We start from the raw sequence: 18316 nt of genomic DNA, 5'->3' as shown, positions 1-18316 counted from the left end.
CAGCAGACGTGATCAGGAAACCTGATTTTCAGGAGGAGCCTCTTCCGTCACAGGATAACAGGGAAAAGCCAGCGTGACTTTCGCCCCGCCTTTTTGCGCGTCGGCAAGTATAAGCTCTCCGCCGTGGTCTTCCATGATTTTCTTGACGATAGCAAGGCCAAGCCCGGTTCCCTTGCTGCGTGTTGTGATATAGGGCTCGGTCAGGCGTTCGCGGTTTTCAGACGGTAATCCCTTGCCGTTATCTTCAACAATAATAAAAACGCGATGGCGATCCATATCGGTTGACAGACGCATATCAATCTCGCCATCGGCAAGATTTTCGGTATTTTCATCGCGCCCTTCAATCGCCTCGGCGGCATTTTTCAGGATATTGGTCAGGCATTGTGTCACTTGTCGGGCATCGCACTGCACGGTGGTTTCGCTACCATCCTCGATGGTGAAATCATAATGGATGTCGGCATGCGCCTGTTTTTGCAGGAAAATGGCACTTTTGGCCAGCATCACCAGATTTTCATCGCGCATCGTCGGGCTGGGCATCCGGGCAAAGGACGAAAATTCATCAACCATCCGTCCGATGTCGGCAACCTGACGGATGATCGTATCGGTGCAAATCTGGAAAACTTCCGGATTGCTGGTGATTTCCTTCAGATATTTGCGTTTGAGTCGTTCCGCCGACAACTGGATCGGGGTTAGAGGATTTTTGATTTCATGGGCAATGCGCCGTGCCACATCGGCCCATGCCGCCATGCGTTGGGCATTTTGCAGTTCGGTCACATCATCAAATGTCACGACATAGCCAAATACTGTCCGGTCTGCGGCACGTTCGACCGTCACCCGAACCAACAGCATCAAATTCAAGCCGTCACGGTGAATTTCGATCTGGCGCGGTTTGGATCTGTCGCCGTCTTTCAGCCCGTCGTCAAATAATTGCGAAAATTCCGGGATGACTTCACAAACCGGATGTCCGATGGCCTCTTCCAGATTAATCCCCAAAAGTTCCGACGCACTGCGATTGGGCAAATTGATATGGCAATCGGCATCAAGCCCAACCACGCCGGCAGTCACCCCGCCCAGAATTGCTTCGGTAAAACGGCGGCGTTCATCATTCAGGCGGTTGGCGTCAATCAGTTCGCGGCGTTGGGTGTCCAGTTGCGATGTCATCCGGTTAAAGGCCAGACTCAGGGCGGCCAGTTCATCGCCCTGCTCGCCCACTGGCACCCGGATGGATAAATCGCCATCCCGGATTTTTTCTGCCCCGATGATCAGTTCTGAAATCGGCTGTACCAGCCGGGTTGCCACCGTCAGACCCAGCATCACCGCCGCCAGCAACAAAACAACTGAAATGATCACGAAAATCATCACAAAGGTAATGACGATACTGGAACGTTCGCCTTCCAGATTTTTATAGGCGGTTACCGCCTTGCGGGCACGGTCGATGCGATTCAGGACATTGGCATCGACAAACCGCCCGACCAGCAAAAATCCATCCAGAAAATGATCCAGTCGGACCACAGCCCGAATGCGGTCTTCGGTATCGCCCAGCATCAGAACCACATCATCCATGCGGGCGCGATCAAAAACCTCGACCGGGACCGGGGCGATTTCCGGATCATAGGAAAAACTGAAATCCGACTGGCCGATGACCGCCCCGCTGCCATCCAGAATAAGGGCTTCGGGCAGGCCGCGGGCTTCGGCCTGGGCGGTCAGTATCCGGTCAATCCGGTTGGGATCGGTGGCAAAACTGATACCCAGACGTTGCAGATCGCTGGCCGTTGCCAGCGCATCGGCACGGATCAGTTCCTGATGTTCCTGCAAATAGGCATCGGCGATCACCATGCTTTCTTCGACCGCAGTCCGAATGCGGTCGCTAAACCAGCCCTGAATGCCGAAATGCAGGAAAAGCGCCGAAAAAACCGCTACGATAATCGCCGGTGTTACCGCAACAAGGCTAAACAGCATTACCATACGGGTATGCAATTTGGCTCCGGCAGTACCCCGTCGTCTTTCGACCCAGATTTCCACCAGCTTGCGGGCGACAAGCATCGCAAGTGCCAGCAGCAAAACCAGATCAATATTCAAAAGAACAATGATCGTTCTGGGGTCCGGATGTAAGGGCGCGGTTCCCGTCATCGCCAGATAGGTTGCGATCACCGATATCAGCGCCGCAGACATCAGGAAAAAGGCCAGTTTGCGCGATTGGCTCAGCCGGGACAGCGCACGCACAAAACGGGATTGCAGCCAGCCGGAATCGGGCTGACGCTGTGTCGCGTTCATTTTGCGCCCCGTACCACTTCCAGCCCCAGATCACGGATTTTCTTGCGCAGGGTATTGCGGTTCAGCCCCAGAACCTCGGCCGCCTTGACCTGATTACCCCGCGTTGCTTCCAGCGTCACCGCCAGCAAGGGACGCTCCATTTCGCGCAGGATGCGGTCGTAAAGGCCGCTGGACGGCATATCATCGTCATGGGCGTCATAATATTCACGGACATGGCGTTCGATGGATTCCGCAAGGGATTGCGCCTCGCCCACCGGAGCGGAATCGGTTGCACCGGTTTCCGAAAATTCGGTTTCGATGACATCAACACCAATCACGTCATGCGAATAAAGTGCGGTCAGACGCCGCACCAGATTCTCCAGTTCGCGAATATTCCCCGGCCAGCGATGGGCCTTTAACCGTGCAATCGCCTCGCTTGACAGGGTTTTGCGTGGCAATCCTTCGTCACTGGCCTGTGACAGGAAATGATTGACCAGTTCGGGGATATCTTCCAGCCGTTCCCGCAGGCTGGGCAAACGGATAGGTACAACATTCAGGCGATAGAACAAATCCTCACGGAAAGTGCCTTCGCGGATCAGCTTGCGCAAATCACGGTGGGTTGCCGCCACAATACGCACATTGACGCGGATCGGGGTCCGTCCGCCCACACGGGTATATTCGCCTTCCTGCAATACCCGCAACAGCCGGGTTTGCGCTTCTAAAGGCATGTCGCCGATTTCATCAAGAAACAACGTGCCGCCTTCGGCCTGTTCAAACCGGCCAACCTTGCGTTCATTGGCTCCGGTAAACGCGCCCTTTTCATGGCCGAACAATTCGCTTTCGATCAGTTCACGCGGAATGGCCGCCATATTGATCGCCACAAACGGGCCATGACGGCGGGTGCCGTATTCATGCAGCGCACGCGCCACGAGTTCCTTGCCCGTACCGCTTTCGCCGGTGACCATCACCGTCAGATCGGTGTTCATCAACCGCGCCAGCGCCCGGTAAATTTCCTGCATCGCCGCCGACCGACCAATCAATGGCAGACGGTCATCGCCTTCCTCGCCGGTGCTTTTGGCTGCTTCGATATGCTGCGGTGTTTCAAGCGCACGATCAACAATGCTGATTAATTCATTAAGATCAAAAGGTTTTGGCAGATACTCAAAGGCCCCGCGCTGGGCAGCCTTGACCGCCGTCATCAGGGTGTTTTGGGCGCTCATGACAATAACCCGCAAATCAGGGCGCAATTTGCGAATGCGCGGCACCATATCAAGGCCATTTTCATCGGGCATCATGACGTCAGTAATCACCAGATCACCATCGCCATCAGCAATCCAGTCCCACAGGGTCTTGCCCTGTCCGGTGCTGCGCACTTCATGGCCCTGTCGTGACAGGGCCTGCGTCAATACGGTGCGGATTGCACGATCATCATCAGCAACAAGAATGCGGGCCGGGCTCGGGCTCATACGGTTTCTTCCTTATTTGTCGGCATGTCGGCAATGCTGGCCTGTTCGGCAATCACACGGTTATAGATAGGCAACATGATCTGGAATTCCGCCCCGCCACCGGGGGCATCCTTGACTTCGATAACGCCGCCATGATCGCTGATGATCTTGGCAACCAGTGCCAGACCAAGGCCCGATCCGGTCGGTTTGGTCGTCACAAACGGGTCAAACAGGCTTTCGCGCATATCGACCGGAATGCCGGGACCATTATCACGCACCGTAACCACCAATGGCAAATGCACGCGGGTATCCCCACCGGCAACGGCCAAGCGCACCCCATGCTGATAGCGGGTGGCAATCACAATATGACCGCCTTCCCCCTCAATGGCTTCACCGGCATTTTTAAACAGGTTGATAAACACCTGAACCAACTGGTCACGATTGCCAAATACCGGCGGCAAGGACGGGTCATAAATTTCTTCAAATACCACATGACGGCCAAAACCGTTTTCAGCCAGACGCCGCACATGTTCAAGTACGGTATGAATATTAACCGCACCGCGTTCCAGCGGTTTGTCGGAAAAAATATCCATCCGGTCTACCAGATCGACAATCCGGTCGGCCTCGTCACAAATCAGACGGGTCAGAACCCGGTCATCCTCGGTCGCGGTCTGTTCCAAAAGCTGTGCCGCGCCCCGAATACCCGACAGCGGGTTTTTGATTTCATGGGCCAGAATGGCGGCCATCGCACTGACCGACCGTGCTGAATTGCGGCTTAGCAACTGATTATCGATTTTATGGGCAATCGAGCGGCGATCAAAACTCATCACCGCCGAACCCGGTTCGTCTGGCATTGATCCCACTGTCAGATTGACGGAATGATGGCCGATTTTGGGGCTTTCTATCAGCAAATCATGATCGGCGACCATTGTCGCTTCGTCAATCGCCTGGGTCAGCAATGAGAAAACCGGACTGTCGGCAGGAATGAAATCCGACAGATTGCTACGGCATAAAACGGCGGCGCTGGTATTGAACAACTGTTCTGTCGCCTGATTGACAAAACGGATTTTTCCGTCCCGATCCGCAACAACAACCGCACTGGCGATTGCGTTCAGGATCCCTGTCGGATCGACACCGCTACTTTTGCCAAAGCCCAGTCTCATAGAAATTTCCCCGATTTATGTTCTGTTTGCTGAATGGAAGAAGACGAATTCAGGCGGCCTGATAGTGGTCTGATGCCTGAACCAGCGGTTCATAGAAAGTCCGAATGGCGTTTTTGACCTCTTCCGGTTCTTCAAGGACATTCACAATTCGGCGGAACTCTGTGGCGTCGCGCAGCCCATTGCAATACCACGATAAATGTTTGCGGGCGATCCGGCTGCCCTGTCGGTCGCCATGATGATCGATCATCGCATCATAATGACGCAAGATCGTCTCAAGCTGGCAGGTCATATCGGGGGCAGGCAATTTCTGGCCGGTGCGCAAATAATGCGATACCTGCGTCAGGAACCATGGGCGCCCTTGTGCTCCACGCCCGATCATCACTCCATCCGCACCGGACCGACGCAATAATTCGGCGGCATCTTCCTCGGTTTTGACATCGCCATTGCCAATCACCGGAATCGATACGGCATTTTTAACCTCGGCAATCGCGTCCCAGTCCGCACCCCCCTTGTAAAACTGGCAACGGGTCCGTCCATGAATGGTCAGCATTTGGATACCCAGATCTTCGGCGATTTTTGCCAGTTTGGGTGCATTGCGGTGATCATCGTCCCAGCCCAGCCGCATTTTCAGCGTCACCGGCACCGAAACAGCCCGGACCGTTGCCGCAATAATGTTGGCAGCCAGGGATTCCTGCCGCATCAGGGCCGATCCAGCATAGCCCTTGGTCACTTTTTTCGCCGGGCAGCCCATATTGATGTCAATGATCATGGCACCACGGTCTTCGTTCATTCTGGCGGCTTCGGCCATTTCGTCGGGATCGGTCCCGGCCAGTTGCACGGAAAGTGGGCTTTCGGCTGCACAATCGCCATGCATCTTGCGCACTTCCTTCTGGTGGCGTTGCAGGCGTGTCATGGCATCTGACGCAATCATTTCAGACACAACAAGATGCCCGCCAAAACGGCGGACCTGTTGACGAAATGGAAGGTCAGTGACACCAGACATCGGAGCCAGAATCACATTTTCCGGCACACACACCGAACCGATCTGCAAGGACATGGAGGAAACTCTTTTGCCTAAAACTTGGGCAGGTTAATGAATGTCTGCGCCAAGTGCAACAACTCTGCGCTTTTTGGCAACTTTGGTCTTAGAGGGATGCGTAAATCACGTCCCGACCAGATAGGCCGATACCAGCCGGACCCCCGGAAAGGCCAGCGTCAGCAACAAATACGCGCCCAGAACAAACCGCACGGCCATCCGGCCCCGCAAGGTTGATCTTTCATGAATCAGGATCAGGGCGCAAATCACCGCAAAGCCCAGCAAGGTCAGCATCATCTTGTGATCCACCGACCACAATGGCACCCCGTCCATCTGGCGCAAGGCAAATCCGGTAATGATGCCCGCCACCAAAATCCATGCCGACCATTTAAGGAAACTGACCAGCATCTGTTCGCTATCGCGCAAGGGTGGCAACCGGCGGCTCCAACGGTTTGGCTTGCGATTCTTAAGGGCATATTCCTGTATGACATAGCCCATCGCCGCAATCGCCGCCAACGTCACCAGCGCATACGTAACAAGCGAGGTGCCGATATGCACCCAAAGCCATGTCGAATAAAAAGACTCGTCACTTGCCGGGGCCGGAATGCGACTGTCGAATGCCCCGAAAACAGCGGCAATAACGCCCAGCAATAACAAATAAGACCCGATATAACCCGACAATCGCCAGATCTGGTGTTTGCCATCGCATCCGGCCAAACCGCCAAAAATCAGAACAACGGCAAGTTCCGACCAATGCAGGGCGGCACTGAAACCCCGCGACTGTGCCGCCTCGCCGCTTAACCCCAAAACCGCAATTGTCCCCAGAATGGCCGTACCAACCGAGGCAAACATCCAGATATCGCGTTGCGGGTCTTTGCGCAGGATTTGGGTGGCAAGGGGCAACAGGCTGAGGATATGAATGACGGTGGCAAGCATACAGGTTTTCCGATCTGTTATCGGCGCAGGGTGAAAAGATAGGGGCAAAACGCATTGCCATCTTGGCAAAGCCCGCATGGAAAGATAGCCTGCGGCGCACTTTGGACAAGTCACGGCATCATGTTTATGACCAAAAAAATATCGGTTGTCATCGTTGCAGCAGGCAGCGGTAGCAGATTTGGCGATCCAAGACCAAAACAATATCACGAAATTGGCGGCAAAAGCCTGCTGCGCCACTGTGTTGAACGGTTCATGGCATTCTGCCCGCAAGGTAATATTCAGGTGGTCATCCATCCCGATCACCGGGATATGTATGATACGGCAGTGGGCGATCTTGCTCTGCCGTCGCCTGTTGCCGGTGGGGCGACACGCCAACAATCGGTTCTGAATGGCTTGCAGGCACTGGCAAATTGTGACCCGCAACCCGACAATGTCCTGATCCATGATGCCGCCCGGCCCGGTATTTCAGATGAGGTGATTGCGCGGGTTCTCGCGGCACTGGCCCACCATGATGGCGCAATTCCGACCCTGCCGGTGCTTGATACCATCAAGCAATGCGATGGTGATGGCGTGATCCGGACGACCATTCCGCGCAGCACCTTGCACCGCGCCCAAACCCCGCAAGGGTTTCAGTTCGATAAAATTCTGGCCGCGCATTTGCGTCATGAAGGTCAGGAAATGACCGATGATGCCAGTTTGCTGGAGCAGGACGGATGTGATGTAGTGTGCGTTGAGGGCAGTGACGCCAATGACAAGATCACGCAGCGCGACGATATGATCCGCGCCCGTCAGATGATTTCCGACACCGATTTAAATCAGGACACATTTCTCATGACCCGCGAAGAATTCCGCACCGGCACCGGCTTTGACGTCCACCGGTTTGTACCGGGCACCGAATGTATTTTATGCGGGGTCGCCGTTCCCCATACGGCGCGGCTGGATGGGCATTCGGATGCCGATGTCGGCCTGCATACCCTGACCGATGCCTTGTTGGGCGCGATTGGTGCCGGGGATATCGGTCAACACTTCCCGCCCACCGATCCGCAATGGAAAGGGGCAGCATCAGACCAGTTTGTCCGCCATGCTGTTAATCTGATTGCGCAGCGCGGCGGGCGCATTGTCAATGCCGATATCACCCTGATCTGCGAACGCCCGAAAATCGGCCCGCACACCGAAAAAATGCGGGCCTGTGTGGCCGATATTCTGGGAATCGCGGTCGAACGGGTCAATGTCAAGGCGACGACAACCGAAAGAATGGGCTTTACCGGCCGCGAAGAAGGCATTGCCGCCCAAGCCGTTGTCAGCATCGCCCTGCCAATTGTCGGGGATTAAGCGGCGTCGGTCTCGTCGGCAAGCTGATGTTTCATCAGGACCGGCACCTGTGCCATGGCAAACAGCATGGTGATCGGCATGATGCCCCAGACCTTGAAGGTCACCCAGGCATCGGTGCTGAAATTGCGCCAGACGATTTCATTAACGACGGCCAGAAAGACAAAAAACAGACTCCAGCGCCATGTCAGAATGCGCCAGCCCTCATCCGTTGCCTTGAATGCCGATTCCAGAACCAGTTTCAAGAACAGCTTTCGCGCCATCAAACCACCCAACAGGATGGTCGCAAACAGCATATTGACGATGGTCGGTTTGATTTTGATGAATAATTCATCATCAAGATACAGCGTCAAACCACCAAACACGATGACGAAAACCCCGCCAATCAACGGCATGACCGGAATGGTGCGTGTCAGGGAAAAGGACGCCCCCAAGGCAATAATGGTTGCCACGACAAAAACAGCGGTTGCCGTCATCAGGTCGCGGGTGGCATTGACGGCAAAAAACAGGATCAGCGGCCCCATTTCAAGCGCCAGCTTGGTCATCTGGTTCATTGGTTTATCTTGTATCCATAATCATTGCTCGGCTTATCCTAATGACTGGTGGCCCGTGGTGCAATCCTCATCCCGATATCATGAATGCCTCGTTTGTTCGCCCAACCACGCAATATAGGCATCATGTCCGCGCCCCAGCGGTATTTCCAGAATGCAGGGTACCTCATAAGGATGGTCATCTGCGACCTTCTGCGCAAGCGTTGGGGCGAGTTCCTGTGACGTTTTCAGGATCATCACAAGTTCGTCCGATTGTTCGATTTTGCCGTCCCATTCATAAATTGCCTGCATCTGTGGCAGAATATTGGCGCAGGCCGCCAGTTTCTCGGTAATGGCCGCCGTGGCAAGGCGTCGGGCGCAATCGGCATCGGGGACAGTCACGTACAAAAACACCATCCCGGATTCTGTAAAACGGTCGATTGTCATCGAGATTGCTCCTTTGGCTATTATCCGCCACACTGATACCATCTGGGCGCAATATGTTTTACGGGGAATTCTGGATGGCTGGCAAAAAACAGATTCAACCGACCAAGGTACAATTGCAATGGCTGCGGCGCGGCCTGAGCCAACCCGGTGGTAAATTGCCGTTATTTGACGAAAATGGTCGCCAGATTGGCGAAAAGACCGTGCGCAGTTGCATCGAACATGGCTGGGCCGCCCCGTGGTTCGATAATCCGGTCAAACCCGACTGGCTGATCTGCAAACTGACCGATGCCGGTCGTCGGGCGGCCAACGCAGCACCATCTGACTGATCCGGAACAGGTGAATGCCACACAACATGGTTGCGTGGGCAAACAACAATAAGAATGTTTTGGGAAAATATTGGTCGGAGCGAGAGGATTCGAACCTCCGACCCCCTGCACCCCATGCAGGTGCGCTACCAGGCTGCGCCACGCTCCGACCGTATGTGCGCCTTGCAGCGCGGGACGATAAATAGCCCCGCTTTGCCACAGACGCAAATGGTTTTTAAGGATTTCCTCCGGAATTCTGTCGCGTTGCCTGCAAGAGCGATTGCAGGCTTTCCAATTCGCGCAGAACGTTTTCCAATGCCGTTCGATCACGAGGGCCGATAGCATCGACCGGGGCCTGATGGGCAATTGTTGCTGGTGGCATTTCCGGATCAACCGGGAAAGCGTCCGGTGCATCGCCAACAGGCAGATGGCCGTTATTCTGGGCAATCAGTTTCTGGACACCTTTGATGGTGTAGCCCTGATCATGCAACAATGATCGAATGGCTGCCAGCATCTCCAGATCTTCGGGGCGGTAATAGCGCCGCCCGCCTGCCCGTTTGAGCGGTTTGATCTGGCTGAATCTGGATTCCCAGAATCTCAACACATGCTGTTGCAGCCCAAGTTCGCTGGCCGCTTCGCTGATGGTGCGAAAAGCAGAGTCAGATTTACTGGTACGGCGATTTTCCGCCGTTTCCCCCAATTTCTTTTTCATGAATTCCGTACTTAGGCGTTAATGCGTGCTTTAAGCACCTGCGATGGTCTGAAAACCAGCACCTTGCGCGGCAGGATCGGAACTTCTTCGCCGGTCTTGGGATTGCGGCCAATGCGCTCGCCCTTTTTGCGGACAGAAAAACTGCCAAAAGAGGAAATCTTCACAACCTCATCACGGATGAGAGCCATCGAGATTTCATCAAGCACCGTTTCCAGAAGCTGAGCGGACTCGTTACGAGACAGCCCTACCTCCTGGTATACCGCTTCGGCAAGATCAGCTCGGGTTACCGTAGCATCCGACATGGCAGGTCGCCTCCTTACAACGGGACAATATACACAAGGTTATATCTGGTGGCGAAATCAGTCAATATCAACAAGATACGCAGAATTCCTCACAATCTTGTCAATTTTTCGGCAAATACCGGTTTTTATTTGGAAAAACGCGATTTCCCATGCCGGTTTTTACCAGCGAATCAGGCTCGCCCCCCATGTGAAACCGCCCCCCATCGCCTCAAGAATAATAATCTGCCCGCGTTTGATGCGGCCATCATGCACGGCTTCGCTTAGCGCCAGCGGAATCGATGCTGCCGATGTATTGGCATGCCGGTCAACGGTGATCACCACTTTATCGGGTGAAATGCCAAATTTCCGCGCCGTGCCATCCAGAATGCGGCGGTTGGCCTGATGCGGCACCAGCCAGTCAATATCATGAATATCCATGCCGGTATCGGCCAGAACCTCGTGGATCACGCTGGCAAGATTGGTCACCGCATGACGAAAGACTTCCTTGCCTTCCATCTGGACATGTCCAACCGTCTGGGTCGATGACGGGCCGCCATCGACATATAACAATTCGTATTTACTGCCATCCGAATGCAGGCGCGACGCCAGAATACCCTGATCGTCCGTGCTGCCGGTGCCGGTGGTGGCCTGAACGATCACCGCCCCGGCCCCGTCGCCAAACAAAACGCATGTCCGGCGGTCTTCCCAATCGAGAATGCGCGAAAATGTTTCGGCGCCAATCACCAGGGCGGTTTTGGCCTGCCCGTTGCGGATATACATATCCGCCGTGGTCAGGGCATAGATAAAGCCCGAACAAACCGCCTGAATATCAAAGGCAAACCCGGTAACGCCCAGGCGGGCCTGTACCTTGGTTGCGGTCGCAGGGAAGGTATTGTCGGGCGTTGCCGTGGCGACAATGATCAGATCAATATCCGCAGCCGTAATCCCGGCATGATCCATCGCCATCCGCGCGGCATTGACGGCCAGATCGCTGGTGGTTTCACCTTCGGCGGCAATATGGCGCTGCTTGATGCCGGTGCGGGCTGTAATCCATTCATCCGATGTATCGACCCGGCTGGCCAGTTCTTCGTTGGTAAGAATCGTTGACGGAAGATAAGAGCCGCAACCAATGATGCGCGAACGAACTGTCATGATTTCAAGACTGCCGGTTTATGAAGGGATAATGGGCGGATTTAATCGGCATTGCCTGCCATCGGAAGGATTTCATCCTCAAGATCGGTACGTGACATCGCTTCTTCAAAAGAGGCCAGTTCCTTTTTGATGCTATCATTGAGCCGGTTGGCAATCAGGTCATGACAGACACCAATCGCATTGGAAAAGCCCAAAGCATCTGTGCCGCCGTGGCTTTTGACGGCAATCCCGTTCAGGCCCAGCAACATGGCCCCGTTATAGCGGCGCGGGTCCATGCGGTCACGAAAACGCTGCAAGGAACGGCGGGCCAGGAGATAGCCAATTTTGGCGGCAAATGAACTTTGAAAGGTTTCGCGCAGGAAATGCACCAGAAGACGCGCCGTGCCTTCGGCCGTTTTCAGGGCGACATTGCCGGTAAAACCGTCGGTTACGATTACATCAACCGTGCCCTTGGCAAGATCATCGCCTTCGACGAACCCTTCAAACCGGATGGGCAAATCAATGGCGCGCAGGATGGCCGCGGCCTTTTTGACCGACTCATTGCCCTTGAGTTCCTCAATCCCGACATTGAGAATGCCGACAGACGGACGTTCAAGGCCAAACAGGGTGCGGGCAAAAACCTCACCCATCAGGGCGAATTGCACCAGATTATTCTCGTCACATTCAACATTCGCGCCCAGATCCAGCATCACGGTTTCCCCGCGCTGGGTCGGCATATAGGTAGCAATCGCCGGACGGTCGATCCCCTTGACGGTTTTAAGGACGAATTTCGCCATCGCCATCAGGGCACCGGTATTCCCGGCAGAAATGACGCCCTGCGCCTCACCGTCCTTAACGGCATTGATGGCAAGACGCATGCTGGAATCCCGGCGCTGGCGCAAGGCCACCGACGGCTTGTCATCCATCGTGACTTCCTGCGACGCATGACGAATTTGGGTGACCGCCTCAAGCTGGGAAGATGCGGCCAGCAGCGGTCGCAGCCGCGCTTCGTCGCCATACATCAAAAATGTCAAATGAGGCAATCGTTTCAGCGCGATTTCCGCACCCGCCACGACCATGTCGGGCGCGTGGTCTCCCCCCATCGCGTCAAGTGAAATGCAAACCTGTTCAGGCAATGTATTCTCTTATGGTTGTTTTGAACATCTGAACCGGGAAATACAGGCCCCGCAGCCCCGGTTCGTCCATGATCGCCAATGGTGCATCAGAACGCCCGTAATTACCGGAAATTCATGATCGACACAAGGCAAAGCAATAACAGCCTCAGCCTTTCGGCTCCAGCTTGTCTTTCAATGCGGCCAATTTTGCAAATGGATTTGGCTTTTCATCCTCGTCATTGTCGGCAAGCTGTACCGGTGCCTCGGCACCTTCCTTGCGCGGATACGGATTCATGGCAACCGCCAGATATTGCGCGACAATCTCGCCCAGATCAATCCGCCCATCCACCAACGGCTCGGGCTGATCAAGCAATGCCATCAATTCTTCTTCGCTCAGATTTTCAAGATCATCCGGGCTTGACGGCAAATCTGATTCGCTGACATGCGGCGAAAACAAAACTTCGATTTCATCGTCAATTACTTCGGGAACGGGATCGAGTGTGACCACACATTTTTGGGCAATTTCGGCATGCAGGGTGCCGCGCACGGCGACCTCGCCATTGCCATTGATGGTCAGTTTCAATTTGGCGTTCAGAACCGACAGATCGATCAGGTCAAACCGTTTTGCAAGGGCGGCTCGTTCGGCAGCATTTGATTCCAGTTCGATGGTGTTTTTCTTTTCCGTCAACTCGTCGATTCTGACGATCCGGGAAAATTCGGGGGTGATGTTTTTCGACATTATGGTCTCGTATGATTTCAGTTTTCAGGCGTACATTCCGGCGCGTCCGGAAATGCAATGATGCCCTTCATCAGGTCTTCGCTTTTTTGTGTGGCCAGCGCCGCATCGGCAAGATGCACATAACGGACCATCGCGGCAAGCTGTTCGGGTTTCACCTCGGTATCGGCATAAAGATTACGGTTCAGGGCTGCAGCAAGGGCGTCATCGCCATCGCGCAATCCTTCTTCATAGGCAACGATCCGCCCGTGATAGGACTCGGACATTTTGCGTACCCGCTTCAGAATACCAACATCGCCAATACCCATTTCCCGCATATTCTGATCCAGACCGGCGAACATTGCGTCAAAAACCTGCTGTGCCAGATCGCGACCAGCCTGATCCTGTTTCAGACGGCGAAACACCACAAAGGCATTGACCAGAATAAGATCGAAACGCCCTTCAATTGTATCGGCAACGCCAAGGCGCGCAAAAAAATCGGGTTGGCGGGACTGGGTCACAATGGACCGGTACAAATCCGCCGCCACACTTTGGTTTTTGCTTTTTTTCTTTAGCCAACCAAACAACCGTTACACTCCTTCGTTGACATTCCTGATATGGCACGCAAAATGCCGTTCAAATCCTGCGGCCATCCGGTCGTCCAATTGCCCGGCAATATCATGCGCCCTGCGCTGAAACTCAAGGCAATTCCTGAAGACTTTAACAAACGGATCGCTCCGGTGAATTTAATGCAATCGAAATCAAAGCGTTTCACCTTTCTTTTTCTGGCCGGTTTGGCAGTTGCTTTCGTCGCAGCATGCAGCCCACGGATCGCAGCACGGGGAAATTTGCCCGAACCCGAAACCCTTGAAAAAATTGTCGTCGGACAATCGACAAAGGGCGATGTCACTGACCTGTTAGGGTCCCCGTCCAGCATTGCGGCATTTGATGAAAATGTCTGGCTTTACATTTCACGTCGCACCGAAACTATTGCCTTTCTGGCCCCCGAAGTTGTCGATCAAAGGGTTGTCCTTGTCAGTTTTGACCACGCCAATCGCGTCGATATCCTGAGCGAATACACCCTTGAAGATGGCAAACCGGTTATTCCAAGCGACCGCATCACCCCGACATCGGGTAAAGAAATCACCATTCTGCAACAGCTTTTCGGCAATCTGGGCCGTTTCAGCGGCACAGAATAATCTTTCGTCCCAAAACACATCAACGTTCCGAAAAATGGTCGAAGCTGTGAGAAACGGCTTCGACCATTTTGCCATCCGGGCCCGTTATGAAAACTTTTCCAGCCTGATCAGTGACCCGACCGATGATGGTAACCTGATCGTCCAGTTGCGCCATGACATCATCCGGCGCACAGATCAGTAATTCGTAATCATCGCCCCCATCAAGGATGATATCCCACCAGTCATCCGCGTTTTTAACGCAATTTTGCGCCGCGTCGGACAAGGGAACTTTCGTCCGGTCAATCTCGATCCCGATGCCCGATGCCACGGCAACTTTGCGGGCATCACCCAACAAACCGTCTGAAATATCCATCGCCGCAATCCGCCTGCCAAGGGTGGCACAGATCTGCCCTGTGGCCATACGCGGACGGGGTAACCAGTATCGCCCGGTCAAATGATCCCGATCTGCGTCATTATCGGGCGTCAAACGATCCTGCAAAACGGCAAGACCCAGTGCGGCGTCGCCAATCGTGCCCGTTACGGCAACCAGATCACCGATGCGGGCATGGTCCCGTCGCAAGGCTTGTCCGCTTTTGACCGATCCAAAGGCTGTCAGGCTGAAAAAACTGGGTCCCGGCGTTGCCACCGTATCACCGCCCAGCAGGGCGACATCATATCGTGCGCAATCTTCGCCAAATCCTTTGGCAAAGGCGGCAATCCAGTCTTCTGAAACACCTCGGTTAAAACCGGTGGTCAGAACCACCCCTGACGGGGTTGCCCCCATAGCCGCCAGATCGGACAGATTGACCCGTAAAACCTTGCAGGCGATGTTGGCCGGGTCATCTTCGCTGCGGAAATGAACAGCGCCGACAAGGGCATCGGTGGTAACCACAATTTCATGGCCTTGAGGCGGGGAAAACACCGCCGCATCGTCGCGCAGCGCCAAAGACGCAGGCGAACGTGCCGCAATCGGGGCGAAATAACGGGCGATCAGGTCAAATTCTCCGGATCGCGCCGCCATTGTCAGACCTTGCCAGCTTCGTTCGGACGCAGGGTTTTGCCAATACGATCAAGCACCGCATTGACCAGTTTGGGTTCGGTTTCGTCAAAAAACGAATGGGCGACATCTACATATTCACTGATGACGACTTTCATCGGGACGTCTTCTCGCATCATCAATTCATAGGTTCCCGCCCGCATGATACAGCGCACAACGGTTTCCAGACGTTTGGTTGACCAGCCTTTTTCAAGGGCGGCATCAATCAGCCCGTCAATATCGACACGGCGCGCTTCAACACCCTGAACCAGATCGGCAAAAAAACCGCGATCCGGATCAATCAGATTGTCATTGGGTTCATCCAGATCGCGAATGCCATCCCCGTCCAGACGGAATTCCGAATATTCCCGCACGACAGTCCCGGCGGAATCCTGCGACAATTCAGCCTGATAAAGGGCCTGTATCGCGGCGAAACGTGCAGCACTGCGGCGCTGGGCGGCAGAAGCATTGGGTTTTTCGGTCATTGTTAGTGGTGTATTCCAAAATGATGTTGAACTTCGATCATCCGCAAAACGGCACGGGCGGCTTCGCCCCCTTTGTTCTTTTCGTCGGCTTTGGCGCGCGCAAGGGCCTGCGCCTCGTTTTCGACGGTCAGAATACCATTTCCGATGGCCAGTTTATAATCAAGGCATAGCTGCATCAGGGCGCGGTTGGCCTCGTTGCAAATATGATCATAATGCGTTGTTTCGCCCCGAATCACACAGCCCAGCGCCAGATAACCGTCATAACGCGGCCCGGTCGCCAGTTCCTGCATCGATTGTACAGCATAGCGAATGGCGACAGGTACCTCAAACGCCCCCGATACCGAAATCCGGTCCCAAGTGGCACCGGCAGCCTCAAGGGTTGCCGCGGCCCCCTTTACCAGATCGGTGACGATATGGGTGTAATAGGGTGCATCGACAATCAGAATATGCGGGGTATTGTTGTTGTTCATTTTGTCTCCGTGACGCTGAGCGGACGCTGATCAACCAGATTCAGACCAAAGCCGTCAAGTCCTACAATGTGTCTTTTGGTATTTGACAGTAAAATCATGTCACGAACACCCAGATCATGCAAAATTTGCGCCCCGACACCATAATCCCGCAGATCATTGTCGCCGGTGGCATGGCCACTTTGCTGACGCAAGGCCGTGCCATCGCCGCCCTGACGCTCGATCAGGCGGGCAACCGCCGATGACAGACTGTTGGGACGAGGTTCGCGGATCAGAACAATCACGCCCCTGCCCTCGTTTTCAATCATCTGCATGGCGGTCTGCAATTCGCCACCATGATCAGGTTGACGGTCACCCAGAACATCTTCAACCACATTAAGGGCATGAACACGGGTCAGAACCGGTTTTCCGTCCAGAATGTCGCCTTTGACCAAGGCAATATGTTCGGCATAATTGATGTTGTTGACATATAGGTGCAGGTCAAACATACCGCCGTGAATACTGTTGATTTTAGTAACCGCATTGCAACGCACCAGTTTATCGTGACGGCGACGATAACGGATCAGATCGGCAATTTGCGCAATCTTCAAATTGTGTTTTTTGGCAAATTCAACCAGTTCCGGCAAACGGGCCATTTCGCCATTATCATTCATGATTTCGCAAATCACGCCGGACGGATTAAGTCCGGCAAGGCGCGAAATATCAACCGATGCCTCGGTATGTCCCGCCCGCACCAAAACACCGCCATCACGGGCCCGCAGCGGAAAAACATGGCCAGGAGTCACAATTTCGTGGCGGTCGCACGCCGGATCAATCGCAACCGAAATGGTGCGGGCCCGATCCGGGGCGGAAATGCCGGTGGTTACACCGGTCCGCGCCTCAATGGATACGGTGAAGGCGGTTTCATGGCGGGTGCCATTACTGGCCGACATCAAAGGCAGGCCCAAATGATCACAACGCGATGATTCCAGCGCCAGACAAATCAGGCCGCGCCCGTGTGTTGCCATGAAATTGATGGCATCGGGTGTTGCCATCTGGGCCGGAATGACCAGATCACCTTCATTTTCGCGATCTTCATCATCGACAAGGATGAACATCCGCCCGTTACGGGCTTCTTCAATCACGTCTTCAATCGGCGAAAGATAACGATGCGGCATGATTGATTATTCCTTCCCCATCATGCGGGCGACATAACGCGCCAGCATGTCGATCTCGAAATTGATCGGATCACCGGGTTGTTTGGCCCCCAGTGTTGTTTCATTTTGCGTATGGGCAATCAGATTAATGCCAAAACAGTTACCGGTCACCTCATTGACGGTCAGCGACACACCATCAAGGGTGATTGATCCTTTCGACGCAACATACCGCGCAAATGCTTCGGGTAATTCAAAAACCATCCGGACGGAATCCCCTTCGGGTGTGCGCGAGACAAGTTTCGCTACACCATCGATATGGCCAGATACAATATGCCCGCCCAATTCATCACCAAGGCGCAAGGATTGTTCCAGATTGATGCGATCACCGACGGCAAGATTTCCCAGCGTGGTTTTATTCAGACTTTCGGCTGATGCCTCAATCGCGAACCAGTCATTGCCGGTTTCAACAACCGTCATGCAGGCCCCGTTACAGGCAATCGACGCGCCCAGAACGATCTTTGCCGTATCAAATTGCGTGGTGAACTCAAACCGTGTATCGCCCTTTTTCTGAATGGCACGCACGGTTCCAACATCGGTCACAATCCCGGTAAACATT

The 18316-nt window shown here is 54.3% G+C and carries 21 protein-coding genes and 1 tRNA gene; 3 read left to right on the top strand and 19 right to left on the bottom strand.

Annotated features, from left to right (window positions below):
* Positions 1-12 precede the first annotated feature (12 nt).
* From Q8O73_RS07220 to Q8O73_RS07200, 5 genes are all read right to left on the bottom strand, one after another.
* Positions 13-2274, bottom strand: a complete 2262-nt coding sequence (locus tag Q8O73_RS07220) for a PAS domain-containing sensor histidine kinase (protein WP_305556899.1) — start codon at positions 2272-2274, stop codon at positions 13-15.
* Positions 2271-3719: a nitrogen regulation protein NR(I) gene (ntrC, locus tag Q8O73_RS07215; RefSeq protein WP_305556897.1), complete on the bottom strand. Its 1449-nt coding sequence runs from the start codon at positions 3717-3719 to the stop codon at positions 2271-2273. The genes Q8O73_RS07220 and ntrC overlap by 4 nt, the downstream gene beginning before the upstream one ends.
* Positions 3716-4861, bottom strand: a complete 1146-nt coding sequence (locus Q8O73_RS07210; RefSeq protein ID WP_305556895.1) for a nitrogen regulation protein NR(II) — start codon at positions 4859-4861, stop codon at positions 3716-3718. Before Q8O73_RS07210 ends, ntrC begins: the two co-directional genes overlap by 4 nt.
* A 49-nt stretch (positions 4862-4910) precedes the next feature.
* Positions 4911-5918, bottom strand: a complete 1008-nt coding sequence (gene dusB, locus Q8O73_RS07205; RefSeq protein WP_305556893.1) for a tRNA dihydrouridine synthase DusB — start codon at positions 5916-5918, stop codon at positions 4911-4913.
* Between the two features lie 105 nt (positions 5919-6023).
* Complete coding sequence (locus Q8O73_RS07200) at positions 6024-6833, bottom strand: inner membrane protein YpjD (RefSeq protein WP_305556890.1); 810 nt, start codon at positions 6831-6833, stop codon at positions 6024-6026.
* A 126-nt stretch (positions 6834-6959) separates the two neighbouring features.
* Here Q8O73_RS07200 and Q8O73_RS07195 point away from each other — a divergent pair, with 126 nt between their 5' ends.
* The gene (locus tag Q8O73_RS07195) at positions 6960-8165 is read left to right on the top strand and encodes a bifunctional 2-C-methyl-D-erythritol 4-phosphate cytidylyltransferase/2-C-methyl-D-erythritol 2,4-cyclodiphosphate synthase (RefSeq protein ID WP_305556887.1); all 1206 of its coding nucleotides are present in this window, start codon (positions 6960-6962) and stop codon (positions 8163-8165) included.
* On the opposite strand, the gene Q8O73_RS07190 is transcribed toward Q8O73_RS07195, so the two are convergent.
* Both Q8O73_RS07190 and cutA read right to left on the bottom strand, forming a co-directional pair.
* Positions 8162-8716, bottom strand: coding sequence for a septation protein A (locus Q8O73_RS07190; RefSeq protein WP_305556885.1), 555 nt, complete (start codon positions 8714-8716; stop codon positions 8162-8164). The genes Q8O73_RS07195 and Q8O73_RS07190 overlap by 4 nt on opposite strands.
* A 78-nt stretch (positions 8717-8794) precedes the next feature.
* Complete coding sequence (gene cutA, locus Q8O73_RS07185) at positions 8795-9139, bottom strand: divalent-cation tolerance protein CutA (RefSeq protein WP_305556883.1); 345 nt, start codon at positions 9137-9139, stop codon at positions 8795-8797.
* Between the two features lie 74 nt (positions 9140-9213).
* Here cutA and Q8O73_RS07180 point away from each other — a divergent pair, with 74 nt between their 5' ends.
* Positions 9214-9465 (top strand): hypothetical protein, encoded by a 252-nt coding sequence (locus Q8O73_RS07180; protein ID WP_305556881.1) that lies wholly within the window; start codon positions 9214-9216, stop codon positions 9463-9465.
* A gap of 71 nt (positions 9466-9536) precedes the next feature.
* Here Q8O73_RS07180 and Q8O73_RS07175 read toward each other — a convergent pair.
* The 7 genes from Q8O73_RS07175 to Q8O73_RS07145 form a co-directional block, all read right to left on the bottom strand.
* Positions 9537-9613: transfer RNA gene (locus Q8O73_RS07175), tRNA-Pro, on the bottom strand.
* A 66-nt stretch (positions 9614-9679) separates the two neighbouring features.
* Positions 9680-10156: a MerR family transcriptional regulator gene (locus Q8O73_RS07170; protein WP_305556879.1), complete on the bottom strand. Its 477-nt coding sequence runs from the start codon at positions 10154-10156 to the stop codon at positions 9680-9682.
* 11 nt (positions 10157-10167) lie between these two features.
* The gene (locus Q8O73_RS07165) at positions 10168-10458 is read right to left on the bottom strand and encodes an integration host factor subunit alpha (RefSeq protein WP_305556877.1); all 291 of its coding nucleotides are present in this window, start codon (positions 10456-10458) and stop codon (positions 10168-10170) included.
* A gap of 159 nt (positions 10459-10617) precedes the next feature.
* Entirely contained in the window at positions 10618-11589 is a 972-nt protein-coding gene (locus Q8O73_RS07160) for a beta-ketoacyl-ACP synthase III (RefSeq protein ID WP_305556875.1), read from the bottom strand.
* A gap of 41 nt (positions 11590-11630) precedes the next feature.
* The gene (gene plsX, locus Q8O73_RS07155; RefSeq protein ID WP_305556873.1) at positions 11631-12704 is read right to left on the bottom strand and encodes a phosphate acyltransferase PlsX; all 1074 of its coding nucleotides are present in this window, start codon (positions 12702-12704) and stop codon (positions 11631-11633) included.
* 145 nt (positions 12705-12849) lie between these two features.
* Positions 12850-13422 (bottom strand): DUF177 domain-containing protein, encoded by a 573-nt coding sequence (locus tag Q8O73_RS07150; RefSeq protein ID WP_305556871.1) that lies wholly within the window; start codon positions 13420-13422, stop codon positions 12850-12852.
* A 17-nt stretch (positions 13423-13439) separates the two neighbouring features.
* Complete coding sequence (locus Q8O73_RS07145) at positions 13440-13919, bottom strand: ubiquinol-cytochrome C chaperone family protein (RefSeq protein WP_305556869.1); 480 nt, start codon at positions 13917-13919, stop codon at positions 13440-13442.
* Between the two features lie 228 nt (positions 13920-14147).
* On the opposite strand from Q8O73_RS07145, the gene Q8O73_RS07140 reads away from it, so the two are divergent.
* On the top strand, positions 14148-14597 hold the full coding sequence (locus Q8O73_RS07140; RefSeq protein WP_305556867.1) for an outer membrane protein assembly factor BamE: 450 nt from the start codon (positions 14148-14150) through the stop codon (positions 14595-14597).
* A gap of 19 nt (positions 14598-14616) precedes the next feature.
* Here the strand turns inward: Q8O73_RS07140 and thiL are convergent, their stop codons facing one another.
* The 5 genes from thiL to Q8O73_RS07115 are packed head-to-tail and all read right to left on the bottom strand — an operon-like array spanning position 14617 to position 18315.
* Positions 14617-15597 (bottom strand): thiamine-phosphate kinase, encoded by a 981-nt coding sequence (gene thiL / locus Q8O73_RS07135; protein ID WP_305556865.1) that lies wholly within the window; start codon positions 15595-15597, stop codon positions 14617-14619.
* 2 nt (positions 15598-15599) lie between these two features.
* Entirely contained in the window at positions 15600-16097 is a 498-nt protein-coding gene (gene nusB / locus Q8O73_RS07130; protein ID WP_305556863.1) for a transcription antitermination factor NusB, read from the bottom strand.
* A 2-nt stretch (positions 16098-16099) separates the two neighbouring features.
* Positions 16100-16567 carry a 6,7-dimethyl-8-ribityllumazine synthase gene (locus tag Q8O73_RS07125; protein ID WP_305556861.1) on the bottom strand — a complete coding sequence of 156 codons (468 nt, stop codon included), beginning with the start codon at positions 16565-16567 and terminating at the stop codon, positions 16100-16102.
* Positions 16564-17721: a 3,4-dihydroxy-2-butanone-4-phosphate synthase gene (gene ribB / locus Q8O73_RS07120; protein WP_305556859.1), complete on the bottom strand. Its 1158-nt coding sequence runs from the start codon at positions 17719-17721 to the stop codon at positions 16564-16566. Before ribB ends, Q8O73_RS07125 begins: the two co-directional genes overlap by 4 nt.
* A gap of 6 nt (positions 17722-17727) precedes the next feature.
* Positions 17728-18315 (bottom strand): riboflavin synthase, encoded by a 588-nt coding sequence (locus Q8O73_RS07115; RefSeq protein ID WP_305556856.1) that lies wholly within the window; start codon positions 18313-18315, stop codon positions 17728-17730.
* Between the last annotated feature and the right edge of the window lies 1 nt (position 18316).

The sequence above is a fragment of the Thalassospira sp. genome (assembly GCF_030690045.1).
Lineage (GTDB): Bacteria > Pseudomonadota > Alphaproteobacteria > Rhodospirillales > Thalassospiraceae > Thalassospira.
Note: the sequence above shows the minus strand (reverse complement) of the source record. Positions and strands in the feature narration are given on the sequence as shown.

What these genes read in the sequence shown, in the direction of transcription:
- Q8O73_RS07220 (WP_305556899.1), bottom strand. Translation starts at nt 2,274, where the DNA reads ATGAACGCGACACAGCGTCAGCCCGATTCCGGCTGGCTGCAATCCCGT.
- ntrC (WP_305556897.1), bottom strand. Translation starts at nt 3,719, where the DNA reads ATGAGCCCGAGCCCGGCCCGCATTCTTGTTGCTGATGATGATCGTGCA.
- Q8O73_RS07210 (WP_305556895.1), bottom strand. Translation starts at nt 4,861, where the DNA reads ATGAGACTGGGCTTTGGCAAAAGTAGCGGTGTCGATCCGACAGGGATC.
- dusB (WP_305556893.1), bottom strand. Translation starts at nt 5,918, where the DNA reads ATGTCCTTGCAGATCGGTTCGGTGTGTGTGCCGGAAAATGTGATTCTG.
- Q8O73_RS07200 (WP_305556890.1), bottom strand. Translation starts at nt 6,833, where the DNA reads ATGCTTGCCACCGTCATTCATATCCTCAGCCTGTTGCCCCTTGCCACC.
- Q8O73_RS07195 (WP_305556887.1), top strand. Translation starts at nt 6,960, where the DNA reads ATGACCAAAAAAATATCGGTTGTCATCGTTGCAGCAGGCAGCGGTAGC.
- Q8O73_RS07190 (WP_305556885.1), bottom strand. Translation starts at nt 8,716, where the DNA reads ATGAACCAGATGACCAAGCTGGCGCTTGAAATGGGGCCGCTGATCCTG.
- cutA (WP_305556883.1), bottom strand. Translation starts at nt 9,139, where the DNA reads ATGACAATCGACCGTTTTACAGAATCCGGGATGGTGTTTTTGTACGTG.
- Q8O73_RS07180 (WP_305556881.1), top strand. Translation starts at nt 9,214, where the DNA reads ATGGCTGGCAAAAAACAGATTCAACCGACCAAGGTACAATTGCAATGG.
- Q8O73_RS07170 (WP_305556879.1), bottom strand. Translation starts at nt 10,156, where the DNA reads ATGAAAAAGAAATTGGGGGAAACGGCGGAAAATCGCCGTACCAGTAAA.
- Q8O73_RS07165 (WP_305556877.1), bottom strand. Translation starts at nt 10,458, where the DNA reads ATGTCGGATGCTACGGTAACCCGAGCTGATCTTGCCGAAGCGGTATAC.
- Q8O73_RS07160 (WP_305556875.1), bottom strand. Translation starts at nt 11,589, where the DNA reads ATGACAGTTCGTTCGCGCATCATTGGTTGCGGCTCTTATCTTCCGTCA.
- Q8O73_RS07150 (WP_305556871.1), bottom strand. Translation starts at nt 13,422, where the DNA reads ATGTCGAAAAACATCACCCCCGAATTTTCCCGGATCGTCAGAATCGAC.
- Q8O73_RS07140 (WP_305556867.1), top strand. Translation starts at nt 14,148, where the DNA reads ATGCAATCGAAATCAAAGCGTTTCACCTTTCTTTTTCTGGCCGGTTTG.
- thiL (WP_305556865.1), bottom strand. Translation starts at nt 15,597, where the DNA reads ATGGCGGCGCGATCCGGAGAATTTGACCTGATCGCCCGTTATTTCGCC.
- nusB (WP_305556863.1), bottom strand. Translation starts at nt 16,097, where the DNA reads ATGACCGAAAAACCCAATGCTTCTGCCGCCCAGCGCCGCAGTGCTGCA.
- Q8O73_RS07125 (WP_305556861.1), bottom strand. Translation starts at nt 16,567, where the DNA reads ATGAACAACAACAATACCCCGCATATTCTGATTGTCGATGCACCCTAT.
- ribB (WP_305556859.1), bottom strand. Translation starts at nt 17,721, where the DNA reads ATGCCGCATCGTTATCTTTCGCCGATTGAAGACGTGATTGAAGAAGCC.
- Q8O73_RS07115 (WP_305556856.1), bottom strand. Translation starts at nt 18,315, where the DNA reads ATGTTTACCGGGATTGTGACCGATGTTGGAACCGTGCGTGCCATTCAG.